This is a genomic window from Streptomyces sp. NPDC030893, assembly GCF_055571535.1.
Window position 1 is genome coordinate 117707 of sequence record NZ_JBVIFC010000010.1, and the last position, 25842, is coordinate 143548.

The window sequence follows — 25842 nt, forward strand, 5'->3', positions numbered from 1 at the left end:
CCGCCGGTCGCCGTTCGGGTGACGCGGGTGGCGGGGCCCGCCGACCGGTACGACGCTGACAGCCATGACCATTCAGATCACCCGTCTCAGCGATCCCGCCGTACGCGCCTTCGTCACGGCCGTCAACCACCACGACCGGGAGGGCTTCCTGGCCCTCCTCGCGCCCGGCGCCACGATGGCGGACGACGGCACCGAACGCGACCTCGCCGAGTGGACCGACCGGGAGATCTTCGCCTCCAACGGTCACATGGACGTCGACAACGAGTCCGACGGCGGCCGCCGTCTCCTCGCCCGCTACCGCAACGACACCTATGGCGAGATGCGCACCCGCTGGACGTTCACCGTCGACGACGACGGCCGCATCTCCCGCTTCGAGACCGGTCAGGCGTGAGCGTCCCGGTGCCGCACGACAAACCGTCCCCGCCGTGAGAGTTGGGTGAGGAGATGGTCACAGATCTCGCCCAGTCGCTGATTGAGGGTTTCAAGTAACGCGCTGAGCTCGGCTTCTGCCCGGTGGTTGGCCCGGATTCGGGTGGACGTTGTGGAGATCCGCCGTCGTACCGCCCCGGCCGCCGGACCGGGCCCATTGATCTGACCGCGACAAAAAGTCAGTCTTCTCGTCAGCCTCCGCGTGACCCCGCGCCGGAGGTCAACCCCCCACACCTGACGAGGAGATCCCTCTCCATGACGCATCGGATGCGTACCGTCGCACTGAAGGTCACCGCCGCCGTGTGCGCGGTGACGGCCGCGAGCACGGCAGCCCTGCTCGGGGCGTCGTCCGCGCAGGCCGTCGAGCCCGCGCAGGGCACCGTCTTCGGCCTGAACGCCGAAGGAGCCGTCGCGGGCAGCTACATCGTCCTGCTCGACGAGAGGACCACGGCCGCCGGCGAGAAGGACCTGGCCCGGGAGTACGGCGGTGAGCTCAGCCGGTCCTACGGCGCGGCCCTCGACGGCTTCGCCGCGGACGGGCTGACCGAGACCGAGGCCAGGCGCCTGGCCGCCGACCCGGCCGTGGCCGCCGTCGTGGCCAACCGCACCTTCCACGCCACCGCCACCCAGGACGACCCGCCCTCCTGGGGCCTGGACCGGGTCGACCAGGCGGACACCGCGGGCGACGGCAAGTACACCTACCCCGACCGGGCCGGAGAGGGCGTCACCGCCTACGTCATCGACACCGGCGTACGTGTGACGCACCAGGACTTCGAGGGACGGGCGAGCCACGGCTACGACGCCGTCGACGACGACCGCACCGCCGACGACGGCAACGGCCACGGCACGCACGTCGCCGCCACCGTCGCCGGCGCCGCGCACGGCGTCGCCAAGAAGGCCGACATCGTGGCCGTCAGAGTCCTGGACGACAACGGCTCCGGGACCACCGAGCAGGTCATCGCCGGCATCGACTGGGTCACCGAGAACCACAAGGGTCCCTCGGTGGCCAACATGAGCCTGGGCGGCGCCGCCGACCCGGCTCTGGACGCGGCGGTCCAGAAGGCCATCGCTTCCGGGGTCACCTTCGCCGTCGCGGCCGGCAACGAGTCGGCCGACGCCGCGGGGGGCTCGCCCGCCCGCGTCCCCGAGGCCCTGACCGTCGCCTCCAGCACCGAGGACGACGCCCAGTCCGACTTCTCCAACTTCGGTGCGGCCGTGGACCTCTACGCGCCCGGCTCCGACATCACCTCCGCCTGGAACGACAGCGACGACGGCACCAGGACGATATCCGGCACCTCGATGGCCTCCCCCCACGTGGCCGGAGCGGCCGCCGTGTACCTGGCGGGTCACCCCGACGCCGACCCGGCTGCGGTGGCGACGGCGCTGACCGGCGGGGCCACCGCGGACAGGATCAGCAACCCCGGCTCCGGCACTCCGAACAAGCTGCTCAAGATCACGGAGTAGTGCGCCACCCGGGCGGGGGCCACTGACACACATGAGGGGCCGCGGAGGGGGGAAACGTTCCTCCGCGGCCCCTCACACTCCCGTCCGGCCCGGTGTGAGTGGTCCGGCTCACATGGCGTACCCGACCTGCCACCGACACGATGGTCTTCGTCAACGGCAGGCTGAAGGGATCGAGAATGTTCCGCAAGGTGCTGGTCGCCAACCGCGGCGAGATCGCGATTCGGGCGTTCCGCGCGGGCTACGAACTGGGCGCCCGAACCGTCGCCGTCTTCCCGCACGAGGACCGCAACTCGCTGCACCGCCTGAAGGCGGACGAGGCGTACGAGATCGGCGAGCCGGGACATCCGGTGCGGGCCTATCTCTCCGTGGAGGAGATCGTCGGCGCCGCGCGACGGGCGGGCGCCGACGCCGTCTACCCGGGCTACGGCTTCCTGTCCGAGAACCCGGAGCTGGCCAGGGCCTGCGAAGAGGCGGGCATCACCTTCGTGGGGCCCAGTGCCCAGATCCTGGAACTGACCGGCAACAAGGCCCGCGCCGTGGCCGCCGCCCGGGAGGCGGGCGTGCCCGTCCTCGGCTCCTCCGCCCCCTCCACCGACGTCGACGAACTCGTCCGCGCCGCCGGTGACATCGGCTTCCCCGTGTTCGTCAAGGCCGTCGCGGGCGGCGGCGGGCGCGGCATGCGCCGCGTCGAGGACCCCGCCCAGCTGCGGGAGGCCATCGAGGCGGCCTCCAGGGAGGCGGCGTCCGCGTTCGGCGACGCCACGGTGTTCCTGGAGAAGGCCGTCGTCGAACCCCGCCACATCGAGGTGCAGATCCTCGCCGACGGACAGGGCAACGTCATTCACCTGTTCGAGCGGGACTGCTCGGTGCAGCGCCGCCACCAGAAGGTGATCGAACTCGCGCCCGCGCCCAACCTCGACCCGGAGCTGCGCGACCGCATCTGCGCCGACGCCGTGCGGTTCGCCCGGCAGATCGGCTACCGCAACGCCGGCACCGTGGAGTTCCTCCTCGACCGCGAGGGCAACCACGTCTTCATCGAGATGAACCCGCGCATCCAGGTCGAGCACACGGTGACCGAGGAGGTCACCGACGTCGACCTGGTCCAGTCGCAGCTGCGCATCGCCGCCGGTGAGACGCTCGCCGACCTCGGTCTCTCGCAGGACACCGTCACCCTGCGGGGCGCCGCCCTGCAGTGCCGCATCACCACCGAGGACCCGGCCAACGGCTTCCGCCCGGATACCGGCCGGATCAGCGCCTACCGCTCGCCCGGCGGCTCCGGCATCCGCCTGGACGGCGGCACCACCCACGCCGGTACGGAGATCAGCGCCCACTTCGACTCGATGCTGGTGAAACTGACCTGCCGGGGCCGGGACTTCGGCGCGGCCGTGGGCCGAGCCCGGCGCGCGGTGGCCGAGTTCCGCATCCGCGGCGTCGCCACCAACATCCCCTTCCTCCAGGCCGTCCTCGACGATCCCGACTTCCGGGCCGGACGGGTCACCACCTCGTTCATCGAGCAGCGGCCGGAGCTGCTCACCGCGCGCCACTCCGCCGACCGCGGCACCAAGCTGCTCACCTACCTCGCCGACGTCACCGTCAACAAGCCGCACGGCGAGCGGCCCGAGCTGATCGACCCGCTGACCAAGCTGCCGCCGCTGCCCGCCGGCCAACCGCCGGCCGGCTCCCGGCAGCGTCTCACCGAACTCGGCCCCGAGGGCTTCGCCCGCCGGCTGCGCTCCTCCCCGGGCGTCGGCGTCACCGACACCACGTTCCGCGACGCCCACCAGTCGCTGCTCGCGACCCGGGTCCGCAGCAAGGACCTGCTCGCCGTCGCGCCCGTGGTGGCACGCACCCTGCCCGGCCTGCTCTCCCTGGAGTGCTGGGGCGGCGCCACGTACGACGTCGCCCTGCGCTTCCTCGCCGAGGACCCCTGGGAGCGGCTGGCGGCCCTGCGGGAAGCCGTACCGAACATCTGTCTGCAGATGCTGCTGCGCGGCCGCAACACCGTGGGCTACACCCCGTACCCGACGGAGGTGACGGACGCCTTCGTGCAGGAGGCGGCGGCCACCGGCATCGACATCTTCCGCATCTTCGACGCGCTGAACGACGTCTCCCAGATGCGGCCCGCCATCGACGCCGTGCGCGAGACCGGCACGGCCGTCGCCGAGGTGGCCCTGTGCTACACCTCCGACCTGTCCGACCCGTCCGAGCGGCTCTACACCCTCGACTACTATCTGCGCCTGGCCGAGCAGATCGTCGAGGCCGGCGCCCACGTGCTGGCCGTCAAGGACATGGCCGGCCTGCTCCGGGCGCCCGCGGCGGCGACGCTCGTGTCGGCCCTGCGCCGGGAGTTCGACCTGCCGGTGCACCTGCACACCCACGACACCGCCGGCGGCCAGCTCGCCACCTACCTCGCCGCGATCCAGGCGGGCGTCGACGCCGTCGACGGGGCGGTGGCGTCCATGGCCGGCACCACCTCGCAGCCGTCGCTGTCGGCGCTCGTCGCGGCGACCGACCACTCGGAGCGGTCCACCGGCCTGGACCTGACGGCCGTCGGCGACCTGGAGCCCTACTGGGAGAGCGTCCGCAAGGTCTACGCCCCCTTCGAGGCGGGCCTGGCCTCGCCGACCGGCCGCGTCTACCACCACGAGATCCCCGGCGGCCAGCTCTCCAACCTGCGCACCCAGGCCATCGCGCTCGGTCTCGGCGACCGCTTCGAGGACATCGAGGCGATGTACGCCGCAGCCGACCGGATGCTCGGCCGCCTGGTGAAGGTCACCCCCTCCTCCAAGGTGGTCGGCGACCTGGCCCTGCACCTGGTCGGCGCGGGCGTCTCCCCGCGCGACTTCGAGGAGGAGCCGGACCGCTTCGACATCCCCGACTCCGTCATCGGCTTCCTGCGCGGCGAGTTGGGCACCCCGCCCGGCGGCTGGCCGGAACCCTTCCGCAGCAAGGCCCTGCGGGGCCGCGGCGAGCCGAAGCCGGTAGCCGAGCTGTCCGCCGACGACCGCGAAGGACTGGCGAAGGACCGCCGGCCGACCCTCAACCGGCTCCTGTTCCCCGGCCCCACACGGGAGTTCGAGACGCACCGCCAGTCCTTCGGCGACACCGGCGTCCTGGACAGCAAGGACTTCTTCTACGGGCTGCGCCCGGGCCGGGAGTACAGCGTCGACCTCGACCCCGGTGTCCGGCTGCTGATCGAACTGCAGGCGGTGGGCGACGCCGACGAGCGGGGCATGCGGACCGTGATGGCCACGCTCAACGGGCAGTTGCGGCCGATCCAGGTCCGCGACCGGGCGGCGGCCTCCGACGTCCCCGTCACCGAGAAGGCCGACCGCACCGATCCCGGGCACGTCGCGGCGCCGTTCGCCGGTGTGGTGACCCTCGCGGTCGCCGAGGGCGACGAGGTGGAGGCCGGTGCCACGGTGGCCACCATCGAGGCGATGAAGATGGAGGCATCGATCACCGCCCCGAAGGCGGGCAGGGTCTCCCGGCTGGCGATCAACCGCATCCAGCAGGTGGAGGGCGGTGACCTCCTGGTCGAACTCGGCTGACCGGCTCCCCCGGGGCCCTCACGCCCACGCGACGGGAGCCCGCCTGTCGGCGGAGACCCCGCGCCCCCCGCAGGGGCGCGGGGAAGCCGCGCGAGCAACCACCTGCCGAACAAGCCTGCGCCGACAAGCTGTGGGAACGTAGATTATGCGTTGGCCAGAACAGCCCTCGAATGACTACGGACGGTACTCATGACCGACCCTGCCGCGGCGCCCGGATCAGCGCACCAGAAGATCGACACCTCCGTGCCGCACTCGGCCCGCATCTGGAACTACTGGCTGGGAGGGAAGGACAACTATCCCGTCGACGAGGAAGCGGGCGACGCCTACACCGCCGTCTTCCCCGGCATCGTCACCATCTCCCGCAGCAGCCGGGCCTTCCTGCGGCGCAACATCACCTACCTGGCCGCCGAGCAGGGCATCCGGCAGTTCCTGGACATCGGCACCGGCCTGCCCACGGCCGACAACACCCACCAGGTCGCCCAGCGGATCGCCCCGGAATCGCGGATCGTCTACGTCGACAACGACCCGATGGTCCTGGCCCACGCACGCGCCCTGCTCTACTCCACGGCGGAGGGGGCCACGGCCTACGTGGACGCCAACGTCCTCGACCCGGACCGCATTCTGGAAGCCGCGGCCGAGACGCTGGACTTCAAGCGTCCCACCGCGCTGATCCTCAGCAACATCCTGGGCCACATCGCCGACTACGACCAGGCGCGGTCCATCGTCACCCGGCTGATGGCCGCACTGCCGTCCGGCAGCTTCCTCTCCATCAACGACGGCTCGCGCGGTATCGACCCCGACTTCGAGCAGGCCCAGGACGCCTACAACGAGAGCGGCGCCGTCCCCTACAACCTGCGCACCGTCGACGAGATCACGTCGTTCTTCGAGGGGCTGGAACTCGTCGACCCGGGCGTCGTCTCGGTGCAGATGTGGCGCCCGGACCCGGACTCGCCCGCGCCGGAGACCATCGCCGAGCACGGCGGCCTCGCCCGCAAGCCCTGACGTAATCCATTGGACAACTCCCGTGCCGGCGGGGAGCGTTGGTCCCATGGAGCAGGAGGAGATCTGGAACGCGGACGCCGCCCGGCGCTATGACACGCCCGGAACCGGTATGTTCGCGCCCGAGGTGCTGGGGCCGGCCGTGGACCGGCTGGCCCGCCTCGCGGGGCAGGGAGCGGCCCTCGAGTTCGCCATCGGCACGGGCCGGGTGGCCGTTCCGCTCGCCGGCCGCGGAGTACCGGTGACCGGCATCGAGCTGTCCCGGCCGATGGTGGAGCAACTGCGCACCAAGGCCGACGAGTCGGCGATCCCGGTGGTCATCGGTGACATGGCGACGACCACCGCACCGGGTGAGTACACCGTCGTCTACCTCGTCTACAACACCATCTCCAACCTGCTCACCCAGGCCGAGCAGGTCGAGTGCTTCCGCAACGCCGCCCGTCACCTCGGGCCGGGCGGACGGTTCGTGATCGAGCTCTGGGTGCCGGAACTGCGCACGCTCCCGCCGGGCCGGCAGGCCACGGTCTGGGAGTCGGGCCCCGGCTACATCGGCCTGGACACCTACGACGTCCTTTCCCAGCACGTCGTCTCGCACCACTTCCGGTTCGACGAGAGCGAGCAGGCCCGGTTGGAGCGCAGCCCGCACCGCTACATCTGGCCGGCCGAACTCGACCTCATGGCCCAACTGGCCGGGTTCCGCCTGGAGTCCAGGCACGCCGACTGGAACGAGACCCCCTTCACCGCCGATTCCCGCTCCCACGTCTCCGTCTACCGCCTCCCTCCCGCCCCGTAGGAGCGCGCGGGCGTGTGCCGGTGACCCCGGGCCGTGCGCACCGGCCGCTCGACGTCACCGCCCCGACCCGTCGCGGTCCCGCGGCCGGGCGATCCGGCCGCGGGACCCCGGGAAAGGTCTCAAGCCCTTCAACGCCTTCTACCTCGACAGCGGCGCCGACCCCGCGGACCCGCTGGTGTCGCCGGTCAAGCGGGCCGACCTCACCGGGCTGCCGCCCGCGCTGGTCGTCACCGCCCAGTACGACCCGATGCGCGACGAGGGCGAGCTGTACGGAGAGCGGCTGCGCGAAGCCGGGGTGGACGCGACGGTCAGCCGGTACGGCGGCGCGGGCCACGGCTTCGTCCAGCACTTCTCCTGGATCCCGGAGTACCACCGGGTCTTCGCGGAGACACGCGACTTCCTCGACCGCGGGAAGTAGACCATGAGCCACGCAGTCGACGTCCATCCGCTGGTCTCGCCCTGGGGCCGGTTCGGTCTCTACAGCTTCTTCGTCGACGCGCCGGAGCCGGCGATCGTCGACACCGGGATCGCCTCCTCGCCCGCCGAGGGGATGGCTCCCGCGCTCGAGGCGATCGGCCGCCGCATCGAGGACGTGCGGTGGATCCTGTTGACCCACGGGCACATCGACCACGTCGGCGGGGCACACGCCCTGTGGGAGCTCACCGGACGGCGCGCCCGGGTGGTGATCCACGAGGCGGACGCGCCGATGCTCCGCTCCCGCCGGGCCCATGTCGAGGAGTACCTCGCGGGCCGCGGCCGGTACCTGGACGACCCCGACGGGGAGGCGAAGGCGACGGCCGCCACCCAGGCCGTCATCTCCGGGGAGATGGAGCCGTCCCTGCTGGTCAAGGGCGGCGAGAGCCTCTCCCTCGGCGGCGGTGTCACCGTGTCGGTGCACGCGATACCGGGCCACACCCCCGGATCGGTCGCCTACGTCGTCGACGGACAGCGCTCGGTGTTCACCGGCGACGCCGTCCAGGTCCACGGGGCCGCCAACGGCTTCCCCGGCTACACCGACCCGGCCGCCTACCGCGCGAGTCTCACGTACCTGCGCGACGAGATCCGCCCGCGCCGGCTCTACCTCGGGCACCCCTACCGCCGCGCCGACGGCACGCCGTACGGGGTCGAGCTCGACGAGGCCGAGGCCCGGGAGGCCCTCACCCAGAGCCTCGACATCGAGGCCCGTGTCGCCACGGCGGCTCGCAGGTGCCTGGAGGCGGGTCCGCGGGAGACGGACTCCCCGTACGCGCCGTTCACCCGCGTGGCCGAGGAGCTCGGCTACACCGGCGACCCCACCCTCGAGCCGTCGCCGTTCTTCACCTCGCTGCACGGCTACCGCACGCAGCACGACCAGACGCCGTAGTACAGGAGCTTCGCACTCATGACCGACCTTCACACGATCCGGGCGGGCGCGCGGGCCGTCACCGTCCGCAAGGACCTCCGGGTGCCGATGCGCGACGGCGTCACCCTGGCGGCCGACGCCTACAGCGGCACGGACGACACCCCCCGGCCCGCACTGGTCGCCCTGAGCCCCTACGGCAAGGAGCTCCAGGCGCTGGCCCTGACGACCCCGCCGCAGCGCCGGCCCAGCCCCATGTGGGACGGCTGCATCGAGGCCGGCGACATCGCGCGCGTGGTCGCAGGCGGCAGCTCGTCACCACCGCCTACCTCAAGGCCTCGCACCGCGAGCTCGACGAGGAGCGCACCACCGAGGGCGACCCCTACCACCCGCACACCCGCGCGGTGCCGGTCGAGCCGGGGAGGATCGAGGAGTACGTCCTGCGCGTCCACCCCTTCGCGGCGACGTTCCTGCCCGGCCACAGACTGGTCGTGGAGCTCTCCAACAACGAGCCGTTGGCCGACGCGCACAACGCGCTGCTGCCGCCGGACGCCTTCCACCTCCCGGTGGGCCGCCCCGTCACCCACAAGATCTACCGCGACGCCGCCCACCCCTCCCGGATCCTGCTGCCGTTCACCACGAGCGGTGCGGACCGGGAGCAGCGGCCGTCGTGACGTCCGGACGGTGAAGCCGGAGGGCGGTTGTCAGTGCCCGGTGGCACGCTGAGACCAAAGGGAACCAGCGAAAGGACCTCACGGTGATCACCACTGACTTCGCCCCCGGCTCGCCCTGCATGCTCGACCTCGGCGCCCCCGACGTCCCGGCCGCGGCCGCCTTCTACGCCGCGGTCCTCGGCTGGGACTACGAGCCCATGGGCGAGGGGGAGGACGTGCAAGGCGGAATGTTCCGCAAGGACGGCAAGATGGTCGCCGGTCTCGGCGAACTCACCGAGGAGGGCGCCCGCCCCGCGTGGATGATCTACTACACCGTCGCCGACGCCGACGCGACGACCGAGGCCGTCGAGCGCGCCGGCGGCACCGTGCGGGTGCCGCCCATGGACATCGAGCAGTGGGGCCGCATGGCGCAGTACACCGACCCGCTGGGCGGCCAGTTCGCCGTCTGGCAGCCGTGGGACAGCAAGGGCGTCGACCTGGTGGACGAGCCCGGCTCGCTGTGCTGGACCGAGCTGTACACCAGTGACGCGGCGGCCGCGAAGGAGTTCTACGGAGGCGTCCTCGGCTGGCAGTACAGCGACACGCAGATGCCGGGCGGCGAGGGCACCTACACCATGATCACCCCCTCCGGTCTGCCGGAGGAGCGGATGCACGGCGGCCTGATGGAGGTCGGCAAGGAGGACCTCGCCCCGGCGGGCGGCCGGCCCTACTGGCACCCGGTCTTCGCCGTCGACGACTGCGACGCCGCCGTCGCCCAGGTGCGGGAGCACGGAGGAAGCGTGCAGATGGGGCCGGAGACCGCGCAGGGGGTGGGCCGCATGGCCGTCTGCCTCGACCCCGCCGGAGCGGACTTCGTGGTGCTCGCCGAGATCTGAGGCCCCGCCTCGGCCGGCACGGCCCCGGTGTCGCGCAGGCACTGCCCGGTCCGCGCCACCACGTCGTCGGAGAGGGCCGTCGTGGTGCAGCCGAACCCGGTCGTGCCGGAGACACGCACCGGGTCTCCGTCACGCGCCGCACGCCGGGTCACCGGCGGCTGCCCCCGACCTGCGCGGGTCAGCCCGCCGGATGCAGTTCCCGCAGGGCATCCAGCACGTCCCGGTCGGAGACCTGGTCGAAGTCGTCGTACCACTCGCCGACCGAGCCCAGCCGCTGCGGCTGGTGCAGGGCGACGACGTCGTCGGCCTCGTCCCGCAGCGCGGCCGCGGTGTGCGGCGGGCACACCGGCACGGCCAGGGTCACCCGCAGCGGGCCGCCGCGCAGCACGTGCCGGAGGGCGGCGCGGGCCGTCACCCCCGTGGCGAGACCGTCGTCCACGACGACGACGCCGTGACCGCGGACGTCCGGGGCGGGGCGGCCACGGCGGTAGACCCGCTCACGCCGGTGCAGCTCGACACGCGCCCGGGCCACCTCGGAGCTCAGCTCGTCCTCGGTGAGGTCCAGGGCACGCAGTCCCGTGCGGTCGAACACCGGCGGATCGTCCCCGGCGATCGCCCCGATGCCCACCTCGGGCGACCCGGGCACCCCGATCTTGCGGACGACGAGGACGTCCAGCGGGACAACCATCGCCCGGGCGATCTCCGCGGCGACCGGGACACCGCCGCGCGGCAGCGCCAGTACGGTCACGTTCGCGAGATCCCCGCTGCTCGCCCACTCCAGCAGCCGGACGGCCAGCTCCTGTCCGGCTTCCCTGCGGCTTCGGAATCGCACGGCTCGCTCCCTTCCTCGCCCCCCGGGCCGGGTAACCGCCGGTGTCCCCGCCACTCACGCCCGCGGTGCGCCACGGTGCGACGCGGGCGTGGGCGGACCGGTCACCCGGGGTTCAGCGGTCCTGGGACAGCCGCAGCAGGTCGGCGAAGGTACCGCCGGCGTGGGTGAGATCGTCGTAGGTGCCCCGCTCGGTGATGCGGCCGCGCTCCATCACCACGATGTGGTCGGCGATCCTGGTGTTCTCCAGACGGTGGGTGACCACGATCGTGATGCGGTCGCCCGAGATCGCCTTGATCTGCTCGAAGATGCCGTGCTCCCCGCGCGGGTCCATCTGGGACGTGGGCTCGTCCAGGATCAGCAGGGGCGGGCGGCGGTACAGGGCCCGGGAGCAGGCCAGGCGCTGCCACTGACCGCCGGAGAGCTCGGAACCGCCGAAGATCTCGCGGGCCAGGAGGGTGTCGAGGCCGGCGGGCAGGTCCTCCACCGCCTCCCGCATGCCGACCGCGTCGACGGCCTCCCAGACCTCGCCGTCGTCCAGGCTCCGGGGCTGGCCCAGCGTCACGTTCTCCCGGGCCCGCAGGGGCCACTGGGCGAAGATCTGCGGCACCAGGCCGGTGCAGTCCCACACCGTGGCCGGGTCGGCGTGCGCGATGTCGGTCCCGTTCCAGGTGACCCGGCCCTTGTCCGCGAGGTAGATGCCGGTGATCAGGCGGGTGAGGGTGCTCTTGCCGGACCCGTTCACACCGACCACGGCGAGGATCTCCCCGCGCCGCAGGGTGAGGGAGACGCCGTCGACGGCGGGCCGTTCCTTGCCGGGGTACCGGTACGTGACCTCCTCCAGCCGGATCTCCTCCACCGGGGCACGGACGGTGTCCGACCCGCGCTTCGGTGCCTGCCGGGCGGCGTCGTCGAAGAACGCCTGCATGTCGCTCAGGTACAGGCTCGTGTGGAAGACCGCGGCGCCGTTGACGACGACCTGGGACAGCGCCGCCAGGGTCGTCTGGACCGCGACGACCGCCGTCGCGGCGACGGCCGGTGCGATCCGGCCCGTGACCGCGAGCCACGCGAGCATCCCCCAGGTGGCGGTCAGGAAGGCGCCCCCGGCGAGGGAGGACAGCAGGGCGATGCGCAGGGTCCGGGGAGCCGCGGCCAGCGACCGCCGGTCGACCCGCTCGGAGAGGGCCCGGTACCAGTACAGGACGTAGTCCGTCATGCCGTTGGCGCGGACCTCGTCGCCGTACTTCGGTGTGGTCGCCCACCAGCGCGTCATACCGCGGACGTTGCGGTCCGCGACGTTCGCGTAGTGGATCTCGTAGTCGACCCGCGCGGTCAGCACGGCACCCACACCGGCCGGAGCCACGGCCAGCAGGAGCAGCGGCAGCATCAGCGGGTTGAGCACGGACAGCACACCGCCGGCCGTGAGCATCCTGATCAGGGCGGCCATGAAACGCTGCGCGTCCATGACCATGACGTGGGTGCGCGTCACGCCCATCTCCGCCGCCTCCTGACGGTCGGAGAAGCCGTCCGTGGCGTACGCCGTGGCCTCGACCCGGCAGACCGACTCGACCAGTGCCGAATCGGTCTCCGTCGTCAGCCGTGGCGTGACGCGCCGTTCGGCGTAGGCGGCCACGGCCACCGCCACACGGGCGAGGGCACTCGCCACCGCCACGACGACCAGGGCGGGCAGCGCCTCGCGCAGACGGTCCGCGATCGTTCCCGTCCCGAGGACGGGCCCCATGGCCCGGGCGGTCGCCGCCAGCAGCACCGCGGCGGACACGCCGGTGACCAGCTGACAGATGAGGAGCAACAGCACGGCCCGACGGTCGGTGCGCCACGCCATGGCCGTGATCCGGCGCAGCACGGAGGGGAGTTGGGAGCACAGGGCCCGGAAGCCGACCTGACCGAGCGGGTTCACCGAGTAGTGACCGGAGTACGTCATCTCGGCGGGCGGCGGAGGCGGGACGGAACGAGCGGTGGTGTGAGTCAACAGCACTTCTCCCTGTCGAGTGGGTGGGTGAAGGCAACGGCATGGGACTCAACGACACCGGCCGCTCTATCGAACACAGGCGTTTCGGACGAAGCGGATTCCGCGTGGGGCGGCGGTGGCCGGGGCGGACCGAGGCGCCGGCCCATGGCCGGCACGGGCCCGCGTGGAGTCGCCGATGGCCGAAACGCCGCAACCGACGCCCGGCTCGCTGGTCCGTGTCCGAGTCACGGACAGAAGCTGACCGCAGGCCTTCCTACGGTCGTCCCATGACACAGACACAGAAGCTCCTCGTCACCGGCGCCACCGGAACCGTCGGCCGCCGGGCCGTCGCCGAACTGCTCGCCCGCGGCCATGAGGTCCGCGCCCTCACCCGGGACCCGGCGAAGGCGGATCTGCCGGCCGGGGCGGAGGTGGTGCGGGGCGACCTGACCGAGCCCGACAGCATCGTCCCGGCGCTGGAAGGCGTCACCGGCCTTCATCTGATCACCTTCGGCGGGTCCGGCTTCGCTCCGCTGGAGACCGGCCCGCGGATCCTGGAGCTGGCCCGGACGGCGGGCGTACGCCGGATCACCGTGCTGAACGGGGGCGGACCCACGCCCCTGGAGGACGCCGTGCGTGCCGACGACGGGGTGGACTGGACCGTGCTCATGCCGGTCGAGTTCATGGCCAACACCCTGGAGTGGGCCGACGGCGTCGTCGCCTCGGACGAGGTCCGCGAGCCGTTCGTCTCCCGGCTCAGTGCCATGGTCCACGAGGGCGACATCGGTGCCGTCGCGGCGGTCGCCCTCACCGAGGAGGGCCACGGCGGTCAGGAGTACCTGATCACCGGCCCCGAACTGCTCACCGTCGGCGACAAGGTGGCGGCGATCGCCACCGCCAGGGGCCGGGCCGTCTCGCTGGTAGAGCTCACCGAGGAACAGGCCGTCGCGCGGTGGCGGGCGGAGGGACAGCCCGAGGACGTGATCGGCTTCCTGCTCGAGATGTACGGCGACACCCCCGAGGAGGGCCGCACGGTCACGGACACCGTGGAGAAGGTCACCGGCCGCCCGGCCCGCACCTTCACCCAGTGGGCCGCGGAGCACGCCGCCGCGTTCACGGCACCGGGCGCGGCGTGACCCCGGGGGCCGGACACGGCGGGAACCGCCTCACCGGCGGCAGCCGTGTCCGGCCCGCCCCGCCGGGCGGCCGGCCATGACGTCCGGGGTAATCGACCGCTCCTGCCACCTCCGGCAGGATCGGGCACATCCACCGGAGACCCCCCCGGGTCCCGGTCCGCCGCCGTGAGGAGAGCGTCATGTCCACCGACTCCGCACCCGTCACACCGAGTTCCGTCACCGAGACCACCCGGGCCGTCGTGCGGCAGTTCCTCACCGCCCGGCTGGCCGGGGACACCGGGCGGCTCGTCGAGCTCTTCGCCGACGAGGTCGACTGGCTGCTCGCCGACAACCCCACCGTGCCGTGGATCCGCCCGCGCTCCACCGCCGCCGAATGCGCCGCGCAGTCCGCGGAGCTGGCGGAGCACACCGTGCCCGGGGACGCGCGAGCCCGCGTCGACGCCTTCCTCGTCGACGGCGAGGACGCGGTCCTGACGGGGCATCTGTCCGGGACGGTACGGGCGACGGGACGCACCTTCCAGGGCCCGTTCGCCCTGCGCCTCACCGTCGAGGGCGGCCGGATCACCCGGCACCACCTCTACGAGAACAGCCTGTCCGTCGCCGAGGCGTGCGCCACCGGCTGACGGCCGGGCGCGAGCCGGCGGCCGGCTCAGCCGAGGAGTTCGGCGACCATGGCGGCGAACTCGTCCGGCGTGGCGAGACGGACGCCGAGCTGTTCCGCCTTGGCCCGCTTGGACCCGGCGCCCTCGCCCGCCACCACGAGGGTGGTCCTCTTCGAGACGCTGGAGGAGGAGCGGCCGCCGGCCCGTTCGATGAGTTCGTTCATCTCGTTGCGCGAGAGCTTCTCCAGGCTGCCGGTCATCGCGCCCGTGACGACCACCGCCATACCCGCCAGCGGGCCGCCCGCCGCCGGGCCGTCGCCTTCACCGGCGGCGTCGGCGGCCGGCGGGGGAGTGGCGCCCGGCTCGGTCATGTTGACGCCGGCGGCGGCGAGTCTGTCGATGAGCGGGGCCAGCTCGGCCATCTCCGCCACGATCGAGGGCGCCTTCTCCGAGCCGATGCCGTCGACCCGCTGCATGGCCTCGGCGTCGGCCGCGCGGATGTCGTCCATGGTGGCGAAGTAGCGGGCGATCCGCCGGGACATGGACCGCCCGGTGCCCCGGACGCCCAGCGCGCACAGCACCCGGGACAGCGGCTGCTCCTTGGCCTTGGCGATCGCGGCGAGCAGATTGTCGGTGCTGGTCTCCCCCATCCGCTCCAGCGCGAGCAACTGCTCGCGCCGGAGCGTGAACAGGTCCGCGAGGTCGGCGACCAGTCCGGCGTCGACCAGCTGGACGACGCGGGTCGAACCCAGGCCCTCGATGTCGAGCTGGTCGCGCCCCGCGGCGTAGGCGAGAGAGGCCACCAGGTGGCAGTTGCGGCCCTGCGCGCACCGCCAGCGCTCCTCACCGGTGTCGATGTCCGAACCGCAGCGCGGACACTGCGCCGGGAACACGATCGGCTGCTCCTCGCCCGTGCGCAGATGGGCGACCGGGGCCTCGATCCGGGGGATCACGTCGCCCGCCCGGTGCACCATGACATGGTCGCCCACGCGCAGGTCACGCCGCGTGATGTCGGCGGGATTGTGCAGGGTGGCGTAGGTGATGGTGGAGCCGTCGATGACGACCGGCTCCAGGACACCGCGCGGGGCGATGATGCCCGTACGGCCGACGTTCCACTCCACGTCCAGCAGCCGGGTGATCTTCTCCACCGCGGGCAGCTTGTAGGCGATCGCCCAGCGCGGCGCGCGGGTGCCCGAACCGGCGGCCTCCCGGTCGGCGGCGAGGTCCGCCTTGACGACGATCCCGTCGATGCCGAACGGCAGCTCGGCCCGGAGCGCGGCGATCTCCTTCACCCGGTCCAGAACCTCCTCGGGGGTCTCGGCGACGGTGTCCGGCACCGCGGTCCGCGCGCTGGTGTGCACACCCAGGTCCGCCACCCATGCCATCAGGTCGCTGTGTGCCGTCTCCCGCACCCGCTCCGCCAGGGCGGAGTCGGTGCCGGGCAGCGGCAGCAGCCCGTAGCCGAAGAACGTCATCGGCACCGTGTAGGCCCGCTCCCTCGCCCGCAGGGTGCCCGCGGCCGCGTTGCGCGGATTGGCGAACGGCTGTCCGCCATGCCCCGTGCGCACCTCGTTGGCGTGCTCGAACTGGGCGGACGTCATGAGGACCTCACCGCGCACCTCCACGGTGACCGGCTCCCGCAGCTTCTCGGGCAGCCCCACGACCGTACCGATCGCGTGCGAGACGTCCTCTCCGGCCGTCCCGTCCCCGCGGGTGATCAGCCGGCTCAGCCGGCCCTCGCTGTAGCGGGCGGCGATCGCCAGGCCGTCCAGCTTCGGCCCCACACAGAAGCGTGTCGCCGCACGGCCGGTACGGCGCGCCAGTGACGCCGTCCAGGCGGTGAACTCCTCCGCCGAGAACACGTTGTCCAGGCTCAGCATCGGCACCGTGTGCGGTACGTCGCCCTCCACCGCGCCACCGGCGACCTTCCCGGTGGGGGAGTCGGGGAGTATCCCGTCGGGATGCTCCGCCTCCCAGTCGGCGATCCCCCGTACCAGCCGGTCGTACGCGTCGTCGTCCAGCGGCGAGGTGCCGCCCCCGTAGTACGCGGCTGCCGTGCGCACGGCGTCCTCGACCGCCTGTGCGTAGGCGGCGGCATCGACGATCACTGCTGCAGGAGTTGTCATGCGTCACATCCTGCCGCCCGCCACTGACAATCGATCAACGGCAGTAGGCATTTGCCTAAAGGCATTAGGCAAACGCATACTCTCCTTGGCCGACCGGAAGGACGGGTATGGCACGCGTACGACTGAGCCCGGAGCGCCTGACCCGGGCGGGAGCGGAACTGGCCGACGAGGTCGGGTTCGAGCAGGTGACCGTCTCGGAGCTCGCCCGGCGTTTCGACGTCAGGACGGCGAGCCTGTACTCCCACGTGAAGAACTCCCACGACCTCAGGACGCGGATCGCCCTGCTCGCCCTGGAGGAACTCGCCGACCGCGCCGCCGACGCCCTGGCCGGGCGGGCCGGCAAGGACGCCCTGACCGCGCTGGCGAACGTCTACCGCGACTACGCGCGGGAGCACCCCGGCCGCTACACCGCGGCCCGGTTCCGGCTCACTCCGGAGGCGGCCGCCGGCAGCGCGGGAGTGCGGCACGCGCAGATGACGCGGGCCCTGCTGCGCGGCTACGACCTGACGGAGCCGGACCGGACCCACGCGGTCCGGCTGCTCGGCAGCGTCTTCCACGGCTACGTCAGCCTCGAGGCGGGCGGCGGCTTCAGCCACAGCGCCCCCGACACGCAGGAGACGTGGACACGCGTCCTCGACGCGCTGGACGCCCTGCTGCGCAACTGGCCGCCGTCCCCCTGACCCGGCGCGGACCAGCCCCTCATCCACCCACCCGGCGCGGACGGACCACGACGATGCCCTCCACCACCTGGATCACCACGCCCATCACCGCCGACCTCGTGCGCGGCGCGCTCGACCTGGAACCCACCCCGCGAGGGCTGCTGCCGCACCGCCTGCCCGCCTGGGCCCGCGCCCGGAACACCGACGCCCAGCTCGCCATGGCCGAGTGCCAGCCCTCCGGCGTACGGCTCGTCCTGCGTACCCGCGCGACCGCCGTCGAACTGGACACGCTGCCCACCAAGAGGATCTACGCCGGCGCACCGCCCCGCCCGGACGGCCGCTACGACCTGCTCGTCGACGGACGCCCGGCCGGCCGGGCCACCGCGACCGGCGGCAACACCGTGACCGTCGACATGAGCACCGGACGGGCCGAACCCGGCACCGGCCCCGTCGCCACCCTCCGCTTCACCGGCCTGCCCGGGGACGACAAGACCGTCGAGATCTGGCTGCCGCACAACGAGATCACCGAACTCGTCGCCCTGCGCACCGACGCCCCGGTCGAGCCCGCGGCCGACTCCGGCCGCAGGACCTGGCTCCACCACGGCAGCTCCATCAGCCACGGCTCCGACGCCGCGAGCCCCACCACCACCTGGCCCGCGCTCGCCGCGGCGCGCGGCGGCGTGGAACTGGTCAACCTCGGACTGGCCGGCAGCGCCCTGCTCGACCCGTTCGTCGCGCGCACCATGCGCGACACACCCGCCGACCTGATCAGCGTCAAGATCGGCATCAACCTCGTCAACACCGACCTGATGCGGCTGCGTGCCTTCGCCCCCGCCGTCCACGGCTTCCTCGACACCCTCCGGGACGGTCACCCGACCGCACCGCTGCTGGTGGTCTCACCGATCCTGTGCCCCATGCACGAGGACACGCCCGGCCCCACCGCCTTCGACTTCAGCCGCCTGGGTGAGGGGCAACTCCGGTTCACCGCCGCCGGGGACCCCGCGGAACGGGCCGAGGGCAAGCTGACGCTCGGCGTCATCCGTGAGGAACTCGAGCGCGTCGTGGCCCAGCGGGTGGCGGACGACCCGAACCTCCATCACCTCGACGGCCGCGAACTCTACGGTGAGGCGGACCACGGCGAACTGCCGCTGCCCGACGGGCTGCACCCCGACGCGGCCACCCACCGGCGCATGGGCGAACGCTTCGCCGCCCACGCCTTCGCCCCCGGCGGCGGCCCGTTCGCGGAGGCCGGGGACTGACCTGCCCGAATCACCCGGGTCCCCTCATCCTCGCCCGCACACAGCCGTTCTGACGGCCGGTCAGCCGTGCGCGAGGCCTGGACAGCCGTCGGCCGGCGTGTTGTCATTCCGCTGCACGGCGGATTTCCAACGTTGGAAGGAATCCTTGGACGAACCGACGGCCGTGCCTGCTTCGTCGTGGCCCCATGCCCTCTGCGCGAGGAAAGGTTCGATGACCAGACAACACTCACGTCCCGCATCCCGATGGTGGGCCCTGCTGACCGTGGCGGCCCTGGCCCTGTCCACCGGCGCCCTGGCCCCCGCGGCGACGGCCGCGGCGCCGGCGTCCGGCGTCACCGCCCCGGCGGCCGCCGACGCCGACGTCCAGGTGCACGGCCTGAAGGGCGAGTACTTCCGCATGTCGGCACCGGGCGCCCGGGACTTCGCCGAACTCGGCGGCACCCTCCTGGACCCGCAGATCAACTTCTCCGGACTGACCGGCACCTTCGAAGAGCTGACCGGGCGCACCGAGCACACCACCGCCCGCTGGACCGGGCGGCTCGAAGCGCCCGAGGACGGTGACTACACCTTCCACGCCATCGGCGACAACGGCTTCCGCCTCTTCATCGACGGCGAGCCGGTCATCGACCACTGGGAGCCCGACTGGGACCGGGAACAGACCAGCGCCCCGGTCACCCTGAAGGCGGGGGAGAAGCACGACTTCCGCCTGGAGATGTTCCAGGACTTCGGCGGCTCGAACATGTTCCTGCGCTGGTCGACGCCGACGATGCCCAGGCAACTGGTCCCGACCTCCGCGTTCACCCCGCCCGCCGGATTCGAGGTCTTCCCGGTGGAGCTGACCGTCGGGGAGGACGGACGCACACTGCGCGCCCGGTTCGAGGACCGGGTGAGCGACCTCGCGCAGGTGGCCGGCCATCTCAAGATCGAGGCCGACACGACCGCCATGCCGGTCGCGTCGGTCGCGGCCGCCCGCGGCGACCGCAACTCCCTCGTCGTCACGCTCTCGGCGCCGATCCAGAAGAACCAGCAGGTCCGGGTCGTGTACGACGGTGAGGGCGGACTCAAGGCCGGCGACGAGACGGTGCCCCGGATCGTCCGCTACGCCGCGAACGCCTCCACCCACCGGATCACCACCCCGTGGGGCGACAAGGTCGACGAGAACAACCCGCTGCCGGAGTACCCCCGCCCGCAGCAGGTCCGCTCCCAGTGGAAGAACCTCAACGGACCCTGGCAGTTCAGTGGCGCCGAGGCCGGCGAGGAGCCGGTCTTCGGCAAGGACCTGAACGAGAAGATCATTGTCCCGTTCCCCGTCGAGTCGCAGCTCTCCGGGCTCGAACGGCACGAGGACCACATGTTCTACCGCAAGCTCGTCGACGTGCCGAAGAACTGGAAGGTCGGCAAGGGCAACCGGCTCAAGCTCAACTTCGGCGCCGTGGACTACCGGGCCCGCGTCTGGGTCAACGGGGAGAAGGTCGCCGAACACACCGGCGGCTACACCGCCTTCAGCGCCGACATCACCGACGCCCTCGAGCGCAGGGGACCGCAGGAGATCGTCGTCGCCGTCACCGACACCGGCGGCGCCAACCAGCCGATGGGCAAGCAGTCGAGGAACCCCAGCGGCATCTTCTACACCCAGACGTCCGGCATCTGGCAGACCGTCTGGATGGAACCCGTCGCCGACACGGCCGTTGACAACGTCGTCACCACTCCCGACATCGACAGCAGCACCCTGGCGGTCACCGTCGAGTCCCGGAACGCCTCGAAGCGGGCCCGGGTCGAGGCCGTCGCCCGTGACGCCCGCGGACGGGTCGTCGGCAGGGTCAGCGGGCCGGCCAACACCGAGCTCGACCTGCGCCTGTCCCGGCAGCACCTGTGGACCCCGGACGATCCCTACCTGTACGACCTCGACATCGAGCTGAGGGACGGCCGGTCCACCGACGAGGTCGGCAGCTACTTCGGCATGCGCGAGGTCGGCATCGAGGAGGTGGGTGGATACCGGAAGCTGGTGCTCAACGGCGAGCCGATCTTCTCCCTCGCCACCCTCGACCAGGGCTTCTGGCCCGACGGCCTCTACACCGCGCCCAGCGACAAGGCCCTGGCGTTCGACCTGGAGGCGCACAAGAAGCTCGGCTTCAACGCCGTCCGCAAGCACATCAAGGTGGAGTCACCACGCTGGTTCCACCACGCGGACCGGATCGGCCTGCTGGTCTGGCAGGACTTCGTCTCCGGCGACCTCACCGACGGGACCGGACAGAGGGCCTTCGTCGACCAGGGCCGGGAGATGATGCGCCAGCACCACAACTCCCCGTCCGTCATCGGCTGGATCGTCTTCAACGAGGGATGGGGCGAGTGGAACCGCGAGGAGAGCGGCCGTATCGCCGAGTCGGTGAAGGCAGCCGACCCCTCCCGGATCGTCAACGCCCACAGCGGGGTCAACTGCTGCAACAGCAAGGGTGATTCGGGCAAGGGCGACATCATCGACCACCACGACTACAACAACGACGACCCGCCCTTCCCGGACCACCGCGCGGCCATGGACGGCGAACACGGCGGCTTCACCCTGCGCACCCCGGGCCACATGTGGCCGGGCACACCGACCGTGATCTACAGCGGCGTCGCCGACAAGGAGGCGCTGACCCGCAAGTACGTCGAGAACACCGAGAAGTTCTACCTCGACCAGGCCGGCACCGAGCTCTCCGGCTCGGTGTACACCCAGATCACCGACCTGGAGAACGAACTCAACGGCCTCTACACCTACGACCGCAGGGAGATCAAGGTCGACCCGGTCCGGGTGCGCGAGATCAACCGCGAGGTCATCGCGGCCGGCGCCGCCGCCGGGGACCGGGAGCGGCTGAAGGGCGGCGGATCCTGGGCCCTCGACGAGGCCACCGGCACCACCGCGAAGGACGACGGCCCCCAGCACAAGCCGCTGAAGCTGAGCGGGGGAACCACCTGGAGCGACGGAGTGAGCGGCAGTGCGCTGAAGTTCGACGGCCAGGGGCAGTACGCCCAGACCGACGGCCCGGTGCTCGACACCACCGGCAGCTACTCGGTGTCCGCCTGGGTCACCCTGGACTCGCTGCCGGGCAACTACGCCACCGCCGTCAGCCAGGACGCACCGCGCCGGACGAGCCCGTTCTATCTCCAGTACGGCCAGGGCGCGTTCGCCTTCAGCACGCCGGACGGGCAGCGCGCCCGCCTGGAGACCACGCCCGAGACCGGCCGCTGGTACCACCTGGTCGGCGTGCGCGACGGCACGACGGGCGACATCACGCTCTACGTCGACGGCGAGCGGGCGGCGACCGTGAAGGGCGGCCCGAACCATGTCGCCTCCGGCCCCTTCACGGTGGGCCGCGCCCAGTGGAACGGCCAGAACACCGACTTCTGGGACGGCGCGGTGGACGAGGTCCACGCCTACGACAGGGCCCTCACCGCGGAGGAGGTGAGCGCGCTCCACGGAGCGGAGAAACCCTAGGCGCAGCACCCCGGGAGGCCGCTGACACGCCTCCCGGGCACGCGCACGGGGGAGGGCCTTCCGGGCCCGGTGCGGAGTACGGCATCCGCACCGGGCCCGGAAGGCCCTTACTCCCTACGCCAGTTGCCGTCTGCGGCCCAGCCAGGTCTGGGCGACCACCACGACGGCCAGGAAGGCGCCGCTGACGACCTGCTGGTAGGAGGAGTCCAGGGAGCCGATCTGGTTGATGACGTTCTGGATCACCTTCAGCAGCAGCACACCGACCAGCGCCCCGCTGACGTAGCCGAGCCCGCCGGTGAGCAGGGTGCCGCCGATGACGACGGCGGCGATGGCCTCCAGCTCCATGCCGTTGCCCAGGATCGTCACCCCGGAGGCGAGCCAGGCCGCGTTGAGCGCGCCGGCCAGTCCGGCGAGCACCCCCGACAGGGTGTAGACGAGGATCTTCGTACGGGCCACCGGGGCGCCCATGAGGGCCGCCGCGTCCTCGTTGCCGCCGACCGCGTACACATGCTGGCCGAAGCGCGTACGCCGCAGGACGACCGCCCCGGCGACGAACAGCGCCAGGGTGATCCACACGGGGTTGCCGAGACCCAGCGTGCTGCCCTGGCCGAGTTCGGCGAGGAACGAACCCTTGCCGATCAGATATGTCTCGGCACCCTCGTCGGTGAGGGCCAGCATCAGGCCGCGCGCTCCGAGCATCGCCGCCAGGGTCACGATGAAGGGCGCCAGCCGGGACCGGGCCACGAGCAGCCCGTTGACCACTCCGACCGCCCCGCACACCAGGAGCGGCAGCAGCAGCGCCACCGGGGTCCCGTGCCGGGACCCCCACGCCGCCAGCACCCCGCCGAGCGCGAACAGCGACCCGACCGACAGATCGATGCCCCCGGTGACGATCACGAAGGTCATGCCGAGCGCGACGATCGCCAGGAACGCGGAACTCGTCGCCATGTTGCTGACGTTGTCACCGGTGGCGAAGGAGTCGAAGCTGAACGACGCCACCAGGGACACGACGACCAGCACCGCCAGCGCGCCGTGCTGCTGGACCAGTGCGCTCACCCGCTCGGAGCGGCCGGCACCGGTGCTCTCCCCGGCCGGCGCCGGCTTGCCGTCACTCGGCGCGGCCACCGGGGCGTCCGTCCTCGTCGCGCTCATCGCTTCCCCCGTCCCCGTGCCGCGTACACCGCGCACACGATCACCACGGCCTGCGCGATCTGGGTCCAGGAGGGCGGCAGATCGTGCTTGATGAGGGTGGCGGTGAGCAGTTGGATGAGGACGGCCCCCGCCACGGTGCCGGCGATGTTCACCCGGCCGCCGGTCAGCGGTGTCCCGCCGACCACGACGGCGGTGATCGCCGACAGCTCCATCAGGTTGCCCAGCGACGTCGGGTCGCTGGCCTGCAGCCGCGCCGTGGCGAGGACGCCGGCCACGGCGGCGAGCAGCGCGCAGACGACGTACACCACGATCAGCACCCGGCGCACCGGCAGCCCGGCGAGCTGCGCCGCCGGACGGCTGTCACCGATCGCGAGGAGCTGCCGCCCGAAGGTGGTGCGGCGGACGGCGAAGGCCACTACCAGGGCCAGCACGGCGGCGATCAGGATCGGATACGGGATGCCCAGCACGTCGCCCGAGCCCAGGGAGGCCAGCGTGGGATTGCGCAGGTCCTCCAGCTGCGGCAGCAGCACCAGGGCGAGCCCCCGGCCGCCGACCATGAGCGCCAGCGTGGCCACGATCGGCTGCACCCCGACGAACGCGACGAGCGCCCCGTTGACGAACCCGGCCGCGGCGGCGAACACCGCCACCACGAGCAGCGCCGGAAGAAGTCCGTAGCCGAGGTAGAGGGCCGTCACGGAGGCCGCGAGGGCCATCACGGCACCGACCGAGAGATCGACGCCCTCGGTGCCGATGACCAGGGCCATGCCCAGCGCGACGATGACGACGGGGGCGACCTGCACGGCCTGGGTGCGGAAGTTCTCCGCGGACAGGAAGTGCGGGGTGATGACGACGTTGACGACCAGCAGCAGCGCCACACCGGCGTACACGCCGTACGTCTGGAGCCACCGCAGGACGCGGGTCCGGTCCAGCGGGACGGACCTGAGGGCGGCTTCAGCCATCGGCGGCCGCCTCCTTCCCCGTGTCCCCGTCCGGGACGTGCCCGGCGATGGTCCGCATCAGCCCGTCCTCGGTGACCTCGTCGCCGGTCAGCTCGCCGACGACGGCACCGTCCTTCAGCACGACCACGCGGTCGGACCCTTCGATCAGTTCCTCCGGATCGGAGGAGATGAGCAGGACGCCCAGGCCGTCCGCGGCCAGTTCGTCCACGAGTCTCTGCACCTCCGCCTTGGCTCCGACGTCGATACCCCGGGTCGGCTCGTCCAGCAGCAGGACCTTCGGGTTCATCGCCAGCCAGCGGGCGAGCAGCACCTTCTGCTGGTTGCCGCCGGACAGTTCGCCGACCTTCTGGTGCGGCGAGGACGCCTTGATGCGCAGCCGTTCGACGAAGGTGTCCACGATGCCGTCCACGCGCGCCTCGGAGACCAGGCCGAAGCGGGAGAGCCGGGGGAGGACGGCCAGCGCGATGTTCTCGCGGACCGACAGACCGGGCACGATGCCCTCGCTCTTGCGGTCCTCCGGCAGCAGACCGATGCCCGCCCGGATGGCCGCGGGCGTGGAGCCGGCGCGCAGCGGCACCCCCGCCACCACGACACCGCCCGAACTTCTCGCCAGGGCACCGGAGATGGCCTTCGCGGTCTCGGTGCGCCCGGAACCGAGCAGCCCGCCGAGTCCGACGACCTCGCCCGGACGGATGCTCACGGAGACCCCGTGCAGCTGGTGCGGGACCGTCAAGTCGTCCGCCTCCAGCACCGGCCGGCCGTCGGCGGCGTGATGGCCGCCGGTGAACTTGGTCAGGCCCTCCTCGCGGACCTCGCCCAGTTCCCGGCCGAGCATCGTCGACACCAGGGAGAGACGGTCGAGTTCGGCGAGGCGCCCGTGGTGCACGCGACGGCCGTCGCGCAGCACGGTGACCGTGTCGCACACCGCGTACAGCTCGTCCAGACGGTGACTGACGTAGATGACGGCGATGCCCTCGTCGCGCAGCCGGCGGATGACCGAGAACAGCGTCTCGACCTCCCGCGGTTCCAGGGAGGAGGTCGGTTCGTCCATGATGACGATCCGCGCCTCGCTCGCCACGGCGCGGGCCAGGGCGACCATCTGCTGCGCCCCCACACCCAGGCCGCGCAGCGGCCGGCGGACGTCCACCCGCACGCCGTAGGCACCGAGCGTCTCCCCGGCCTCGCGGTGCATACGGGTGAAGTCCAGCAGGCCGAGACGGTTGCGCGGCTCGCGGCCCAGGAAGAGGTTGCGGGCCACGCTCAGCAGCGGGATGAGGTTGACCTCCTGGTAGATGGTCGAGATGCCGGCCCTCTGCGCCTCCAGCGGGGTGGCGAACGAGACGTCGCGCCCCTGGAGAACGATGTCACCGGTGTCGGGCCGGTGGACCCCGGTGAGGAGTTTGATGAGGGTCGACTTGCCGGCGCCGTTCTCGCCGATCAGGGCGTGCACCTCGCCTGCGTGCAGGGTCAGGTCCACGCCGTCCAGGGCCCGGACACCGGGGAAGGTCTTGCTGAGTCCGCGGACGGCGAGGACTTCGGCGGGGGGAGCCAC

The 25842-nt window shown here is 72.1% G+C and carries 20 protein-coding genes; 14 read left to right on the forward strand and 6 right to left on the reverse strand.

Annotated elements, in window-relative coordinates; genetic code table 11:
* Positions 1–64 precede the first annotated feature (64 nt).
* The 9 genes from ACZ434_RS20085 to ACZ434_RS20125 all read left to right on the forward strand — a co-directional run bounded on the left by ACZ434_RS20085 (position 65) and on the right by ACZ434_RS20125 (position 10124).
* A complete protein-coding gene (locus ACZ434_RS20085; protein ID WP_468457615.1) occupies positions 65–391 on the forward strand; it encodes a nuclear transport factor 2 family protein in 327 nt (108 codons plus the stop codon).
* A gap of 293 nt (positions 392–684) precedes the next feature.
* Entirely contained in the window at positions 685–1893 is a 1209-nt protein-coding gene (locus ACZ434_RS20090; protein WP_468457617.1) for a S8 family peptidase, read from the forward strand.
* Between the two features lie 176 nt (positions 1894–2069).
* Positions 2070–5444 (forward strand): pyruvate carboxylase, encoded by a 3375-nt coding sequence (locus ACZ434_RS20095; protein WP_468457619.1) that lies wholly within the window; start codon positions 2070–2072, stop codon positions 5442–5444.
* Between the two features lie 189 nt (positions 5445–5633).
* A complete protein-coding gene (locus ACZ434_RS20100; RefSeq protein WP_468457621.1) occupies positions 5634–6446 on the forward strand; it encodes an SAM-dependent methyltransferase in 813 nt (270 codons plus the stop codon).
* 46 nt (positions 6447–6492) lie between these two features.
* Positions 6493–7236: a class I SAM-dependent methyltransferase gene (locus tag ACZ434_RS20105; RefSeq protein ID WP_468457623.1), complete on the forward strand. Its 744-nt coding sequence runs from the start codon at positions 6493–6495 to the stop codon at positions 7234–7236.
* A gap of 91 nt (positions 7237–7327) precedes the next feature.
* Complete coding sequence (locus ACZ434_RS20110) at positions 7328–7654, forward strand: alpha/beta hydrolase fold domain-containing protein (protein WP_468457858.1); 327 nt, start codon at positions 7328–7330, stop codon at positions 7652–7654.
* Positions 7655–7657: 3 nt separating this feature from the next.
* The gene (locus tag ACZ434_RS20115) at positions 7658–8599 is read left to right on the forward strand and encodes an MBL fold metallo-hydrolase (RefSeq protein WP_468457625.1); all 942 of its coding nucleotides are present in this window, start codon (positions 7658–7660) and stop codon (positions 8597–8599) included.
* 233 nt (positions 8600–8832) lie between these two features.
* Positions 8833–9249: a CocE/NonD family hydrolase C-terminal non-catalytic domain-containing protein gene (locus ACZ434_RS20120; RefSeq protein WP_468457627.1), complete on the forward strand. Its 417-nt coding sequence runs from the start codon at positions 8833–8835 to the stop codon at positions 9247–9249.
* An 83-nt stretch (positions 9250–9332) separates the two neighbouring features.
* On the forward strand, positions 9333–10124 hold the full coding sequence (locus tag ACZ434_RS20125) for a VOC family protein (protein WP_468457629.1): 792 nt from the start codon (positions 9333–9335) through the stop codon (positions 10122–10124).
* A 178-nt stretch (positions 10125–10302) separates the two neighbouring features.
* On the opposite strand, the gene ACZ434_RS20130 is transcribed toward ACZ434_RS20125, so the two are convergent.
* Both ACZ434_RS20130 and ACZ434_RS20135 read right to left on the reverse strand, forming a co-directional pair.
* Positions 10303–10956, reverse strand: coding sequence for a phosphoribosyltransferase (locus ACZ434_RS20130; RefSeq protein ID WP_468457631.1), 654 nt, complete (start codon positions 10954–10956; stop codon positions 10303–10305).
* A 112-nt stretch (positions 10957–11068) separates the two neighbouring features.
* The gene (locus ACZ434_RS20135; protein ID WP_468457860.1) at positions 11069–12895 is read right to left on the reverse strand and encodes an ATP-binding cassette domain-containing protein; all 1827 of its coding nucleotides are present in this window, start codon (positions 12893–12895) and stop codon (positions 11069–11071) included.
* A 314-nt stretch (positions 12896–13209) separates the two neighbouring features.
* Between ACZ434_RS20135 and ACZ434_RS20140 the strand changes: the two genes are divergently transcribed.
* Entirely contained in the window at positions 13210–14058 is an 849-nt protein-coding gene (locus ACZ434_RS20140) for an NAD(P)H-binding protein (RefSeq protein ID WP_468457633.1), read from the forward strand.
* 179 nt (positions 14059–14237) lie between these two features.
* On the forward strand, positions 14238–14681 hold the full coding sequence (locus tag ACZ434_RS20145; protein WP_468457635.1) for a nuclear transport factor 2 family protein: 444 nt from the start codon (positions 14238–14240) through the stop codon (positions 14679–14681).
* 26 nt (positions 14682–14707) lie between these two features.
* On the opposite strand, the gene ligA is transcribed toward ACZ434_RS20145, so the two are convergent.
* Entirely contained in the window at positions 14708–16786 is a 2079-nt protein-coding gene (gene ligA / locus ACZ434_RS20150; protein ID WP_468457637.1) for an NAD-dependent DNA ligase LigA, read from the reverse strand.
* A 107-nt stretch (positions 16787–16893) separates the two neighbouring features.
* Between ligA and ACZ434_RS20155 the strand changes: the two genes are divergently transcribed.
* From ACZ434_RS20155 to ACZ434_RS20165, 3 genes are all read left to right on the forward strand, one after another.
* Positions 16894–17466 (forward strand): TetR/AcrR family transcriptional regulator, encoded by a 573-nt coding sequence (locus ACZ434_RS20155; RefSeq protein ID WP_468457639.1) that lies wholly within the window; start codon positions 16894–16896, stop codon positions 17464–17466.
* Between the two features lie 53 nt (positions 17467–17519).
* Positions 17520–18704 carry an SGNH/GDSL hydrolase family protein gene (locus ACZ434_RS20160; protein ID WP_468457641.1) on the forward strand — a complete coding sequence of 395 codons (1185 nt, stop codon included), beginning with the start codon at positions 17520–17522 and terminating at the stop codon, positions 18702–18704.
* Between the two features lie 211 nt (positions 18705–18915).
* Complete coding sequence (locus ACZ434_RS20165; protein ID WP_468457643.1) at positions 18916–22179, forward strand: LamG-like jellyroll fold domain-containing protein; 3264 nt, start codon at positions 18916–18918, stop codon at positions 22177–22179.
* A gap of 114 nt (positions 22180–22293) precedes the next feature.
* On the opposite strand, the gene ACZ434_RS20170 is transcribed toward ACZ434_RS20165, so the two are convergent.
* From ACZ434_RS20170 to ACZ434_RS20180, 3 genes are read right to left on the reverse strand one after another with little or no spacing between them, the layout of a single operon-like run.
* Positions 22294–23331 carry an ABC transporter permease gene (locus ACZ434_RS20170; protein ID WP_468457645.1) on the reverse strand — a complete coding sequence of 346 codons (1038 nt, stop codon included), beginning with the start codon at positions 23329–23331 and terminating at the stop codon, positions 22294–22296.
* Positions 23328–24290 carry an ABC transporter permease gene (locus tag ACZ434_RS20175; RefSeq protein WP_468457647.1) on the reverse strand — a complete coding sequence of 321 codons (963 nt, stop codon included), beginning with the start codon at positions 24288–24290 and terminating at the stop codon, positions 23328–23330. The genes ACZ434_RS20170 and ACZ434_RS20175 overlap by 4 nt, the downstream gene beginning before the upstream one ends.
* Positions 24283–25842 (reverse strand): sugar ABC transporter ATP-binding protein, encoded by a 1560-nt coding sequence (locus ACZ434_RS20180; protein ID WP_468457649.1) that lies wholly within the window; start codon positions 25840–25842, stop codon positions 24283–24285. Before ACZ434_RS20180 ends, ACZ434_RS20175 begins: the two co-directional genes overlap by 8 nt.

Excerpts from the sequence above, each read along its gene's own strand:
- ACZ434_RS20100 (WP_468457621.1), top strand. The coding sequence starts at position 5,634 with ATGACCGACCCTGCCGCGGCGCCCGGATCAGCGCACCAGAAGATCGAC.
- ACZ434_RS20160 (WP_468457641.1), top strand. The coding sequence starts at position 17,520 with ATGCCCTCCACCACCTGGATCACCACGCCCATCACCGCCGACCTCGTG.
- ACZ434_RS20155 (WP_468457639.1), top strand. The coding sequence starts at position 16,894 with ATGGCACGCGTACGACTGAGCCCGGAGCGCCTGACCCGGGCGGGAGCG.
- ACZ434_RS20170 (WP_468457645.1), bottom strand. The coding sequence starts at position 23,331 with ATGAGCGCGACGAGGACGGACGCCCCGGTGGCCGCGCCGAGTGACGGC.
- ACZ434_RS20175 (WP_468457647.1), bottom strand. The coding sequence starts at position 24,290 with ATGGCTGAAGCCGCCCTCAGGTCCGTCCCGCTGGACCGGACCCGCGTC.
- ACZ434_RS20095 (WP_468457619.1), top strand. The coding sequence starts at position 2,070 with ATGTTCCGCAAGGTGCTGGTCGCCAACCGCGGCGAGATCGCGATTCGG.
- ACZ434_RS20135 (WP_468457860.1), bottom strand. The coding sequence starts at position 12,895 with ATGACGTACTCCGGTCACTACTCGGTGAACCCGCTCGGTCAGGTCGGC.
- ACZ434_RS20115 (WP_468457625.1), top strand. The coding sequence starts at position 7,658 with ATGAGCCACGCAGTCGACGTCCATCCGCTGGTCTCGCCCTGGGGCCGG.
- ligA (WP_468457637.1), bottom strand. The coding sequence starts at position 16,786 with ATGACAACTCCTGCAGCAGTGATCGTCGATGCCGCCGCCTACGCACAG.
- ACZ434_RS20085 (WP_468457615.1), top strand. The coding sequence starts at position 65 with ATGACCATTCAGATCACCCGTCTCAGCGATCCCGCCGTACGCGCCTTC.
- ACZ434_RS20105 (WP_468457623.1), top strand. The coding sequence starts at position 6,493 with ATGGAGCAGGAGGAGATCTGGAACGCGGACGCCGCCCGGCGCTATGAC.
- ACZ434_RS20165 (WP_468457643.1), top strand. The coding sequence starts at position 18,916 with ATGACCAGACAACACTCACGTCCCGCATCCCGATGGTGGGCCCTGCTG.
- ACZ434_RS20145 (WP_468457635.1), top strand. The coding sequence starts at position 14,238 with ATGTCCACCGACTCCGCACCCGTCACACCGAGTTCCGTCACCGAGACC.
- ACZ434_RS20090 (WP_468457617.1), top strand. The coding sequence starts at position 685 with ATGACGCATCGGATGCGTACCGTCGCACTGAAGGTCACCGCCGCCGTG.
- ACZ434_RS20140 (WP_468457633.1), top strand. The coding sequence starts at position 13,210 with ATGACACAGACACAGAAGCTCCTCGTCACCGGCGCCACCGGAACCGTC.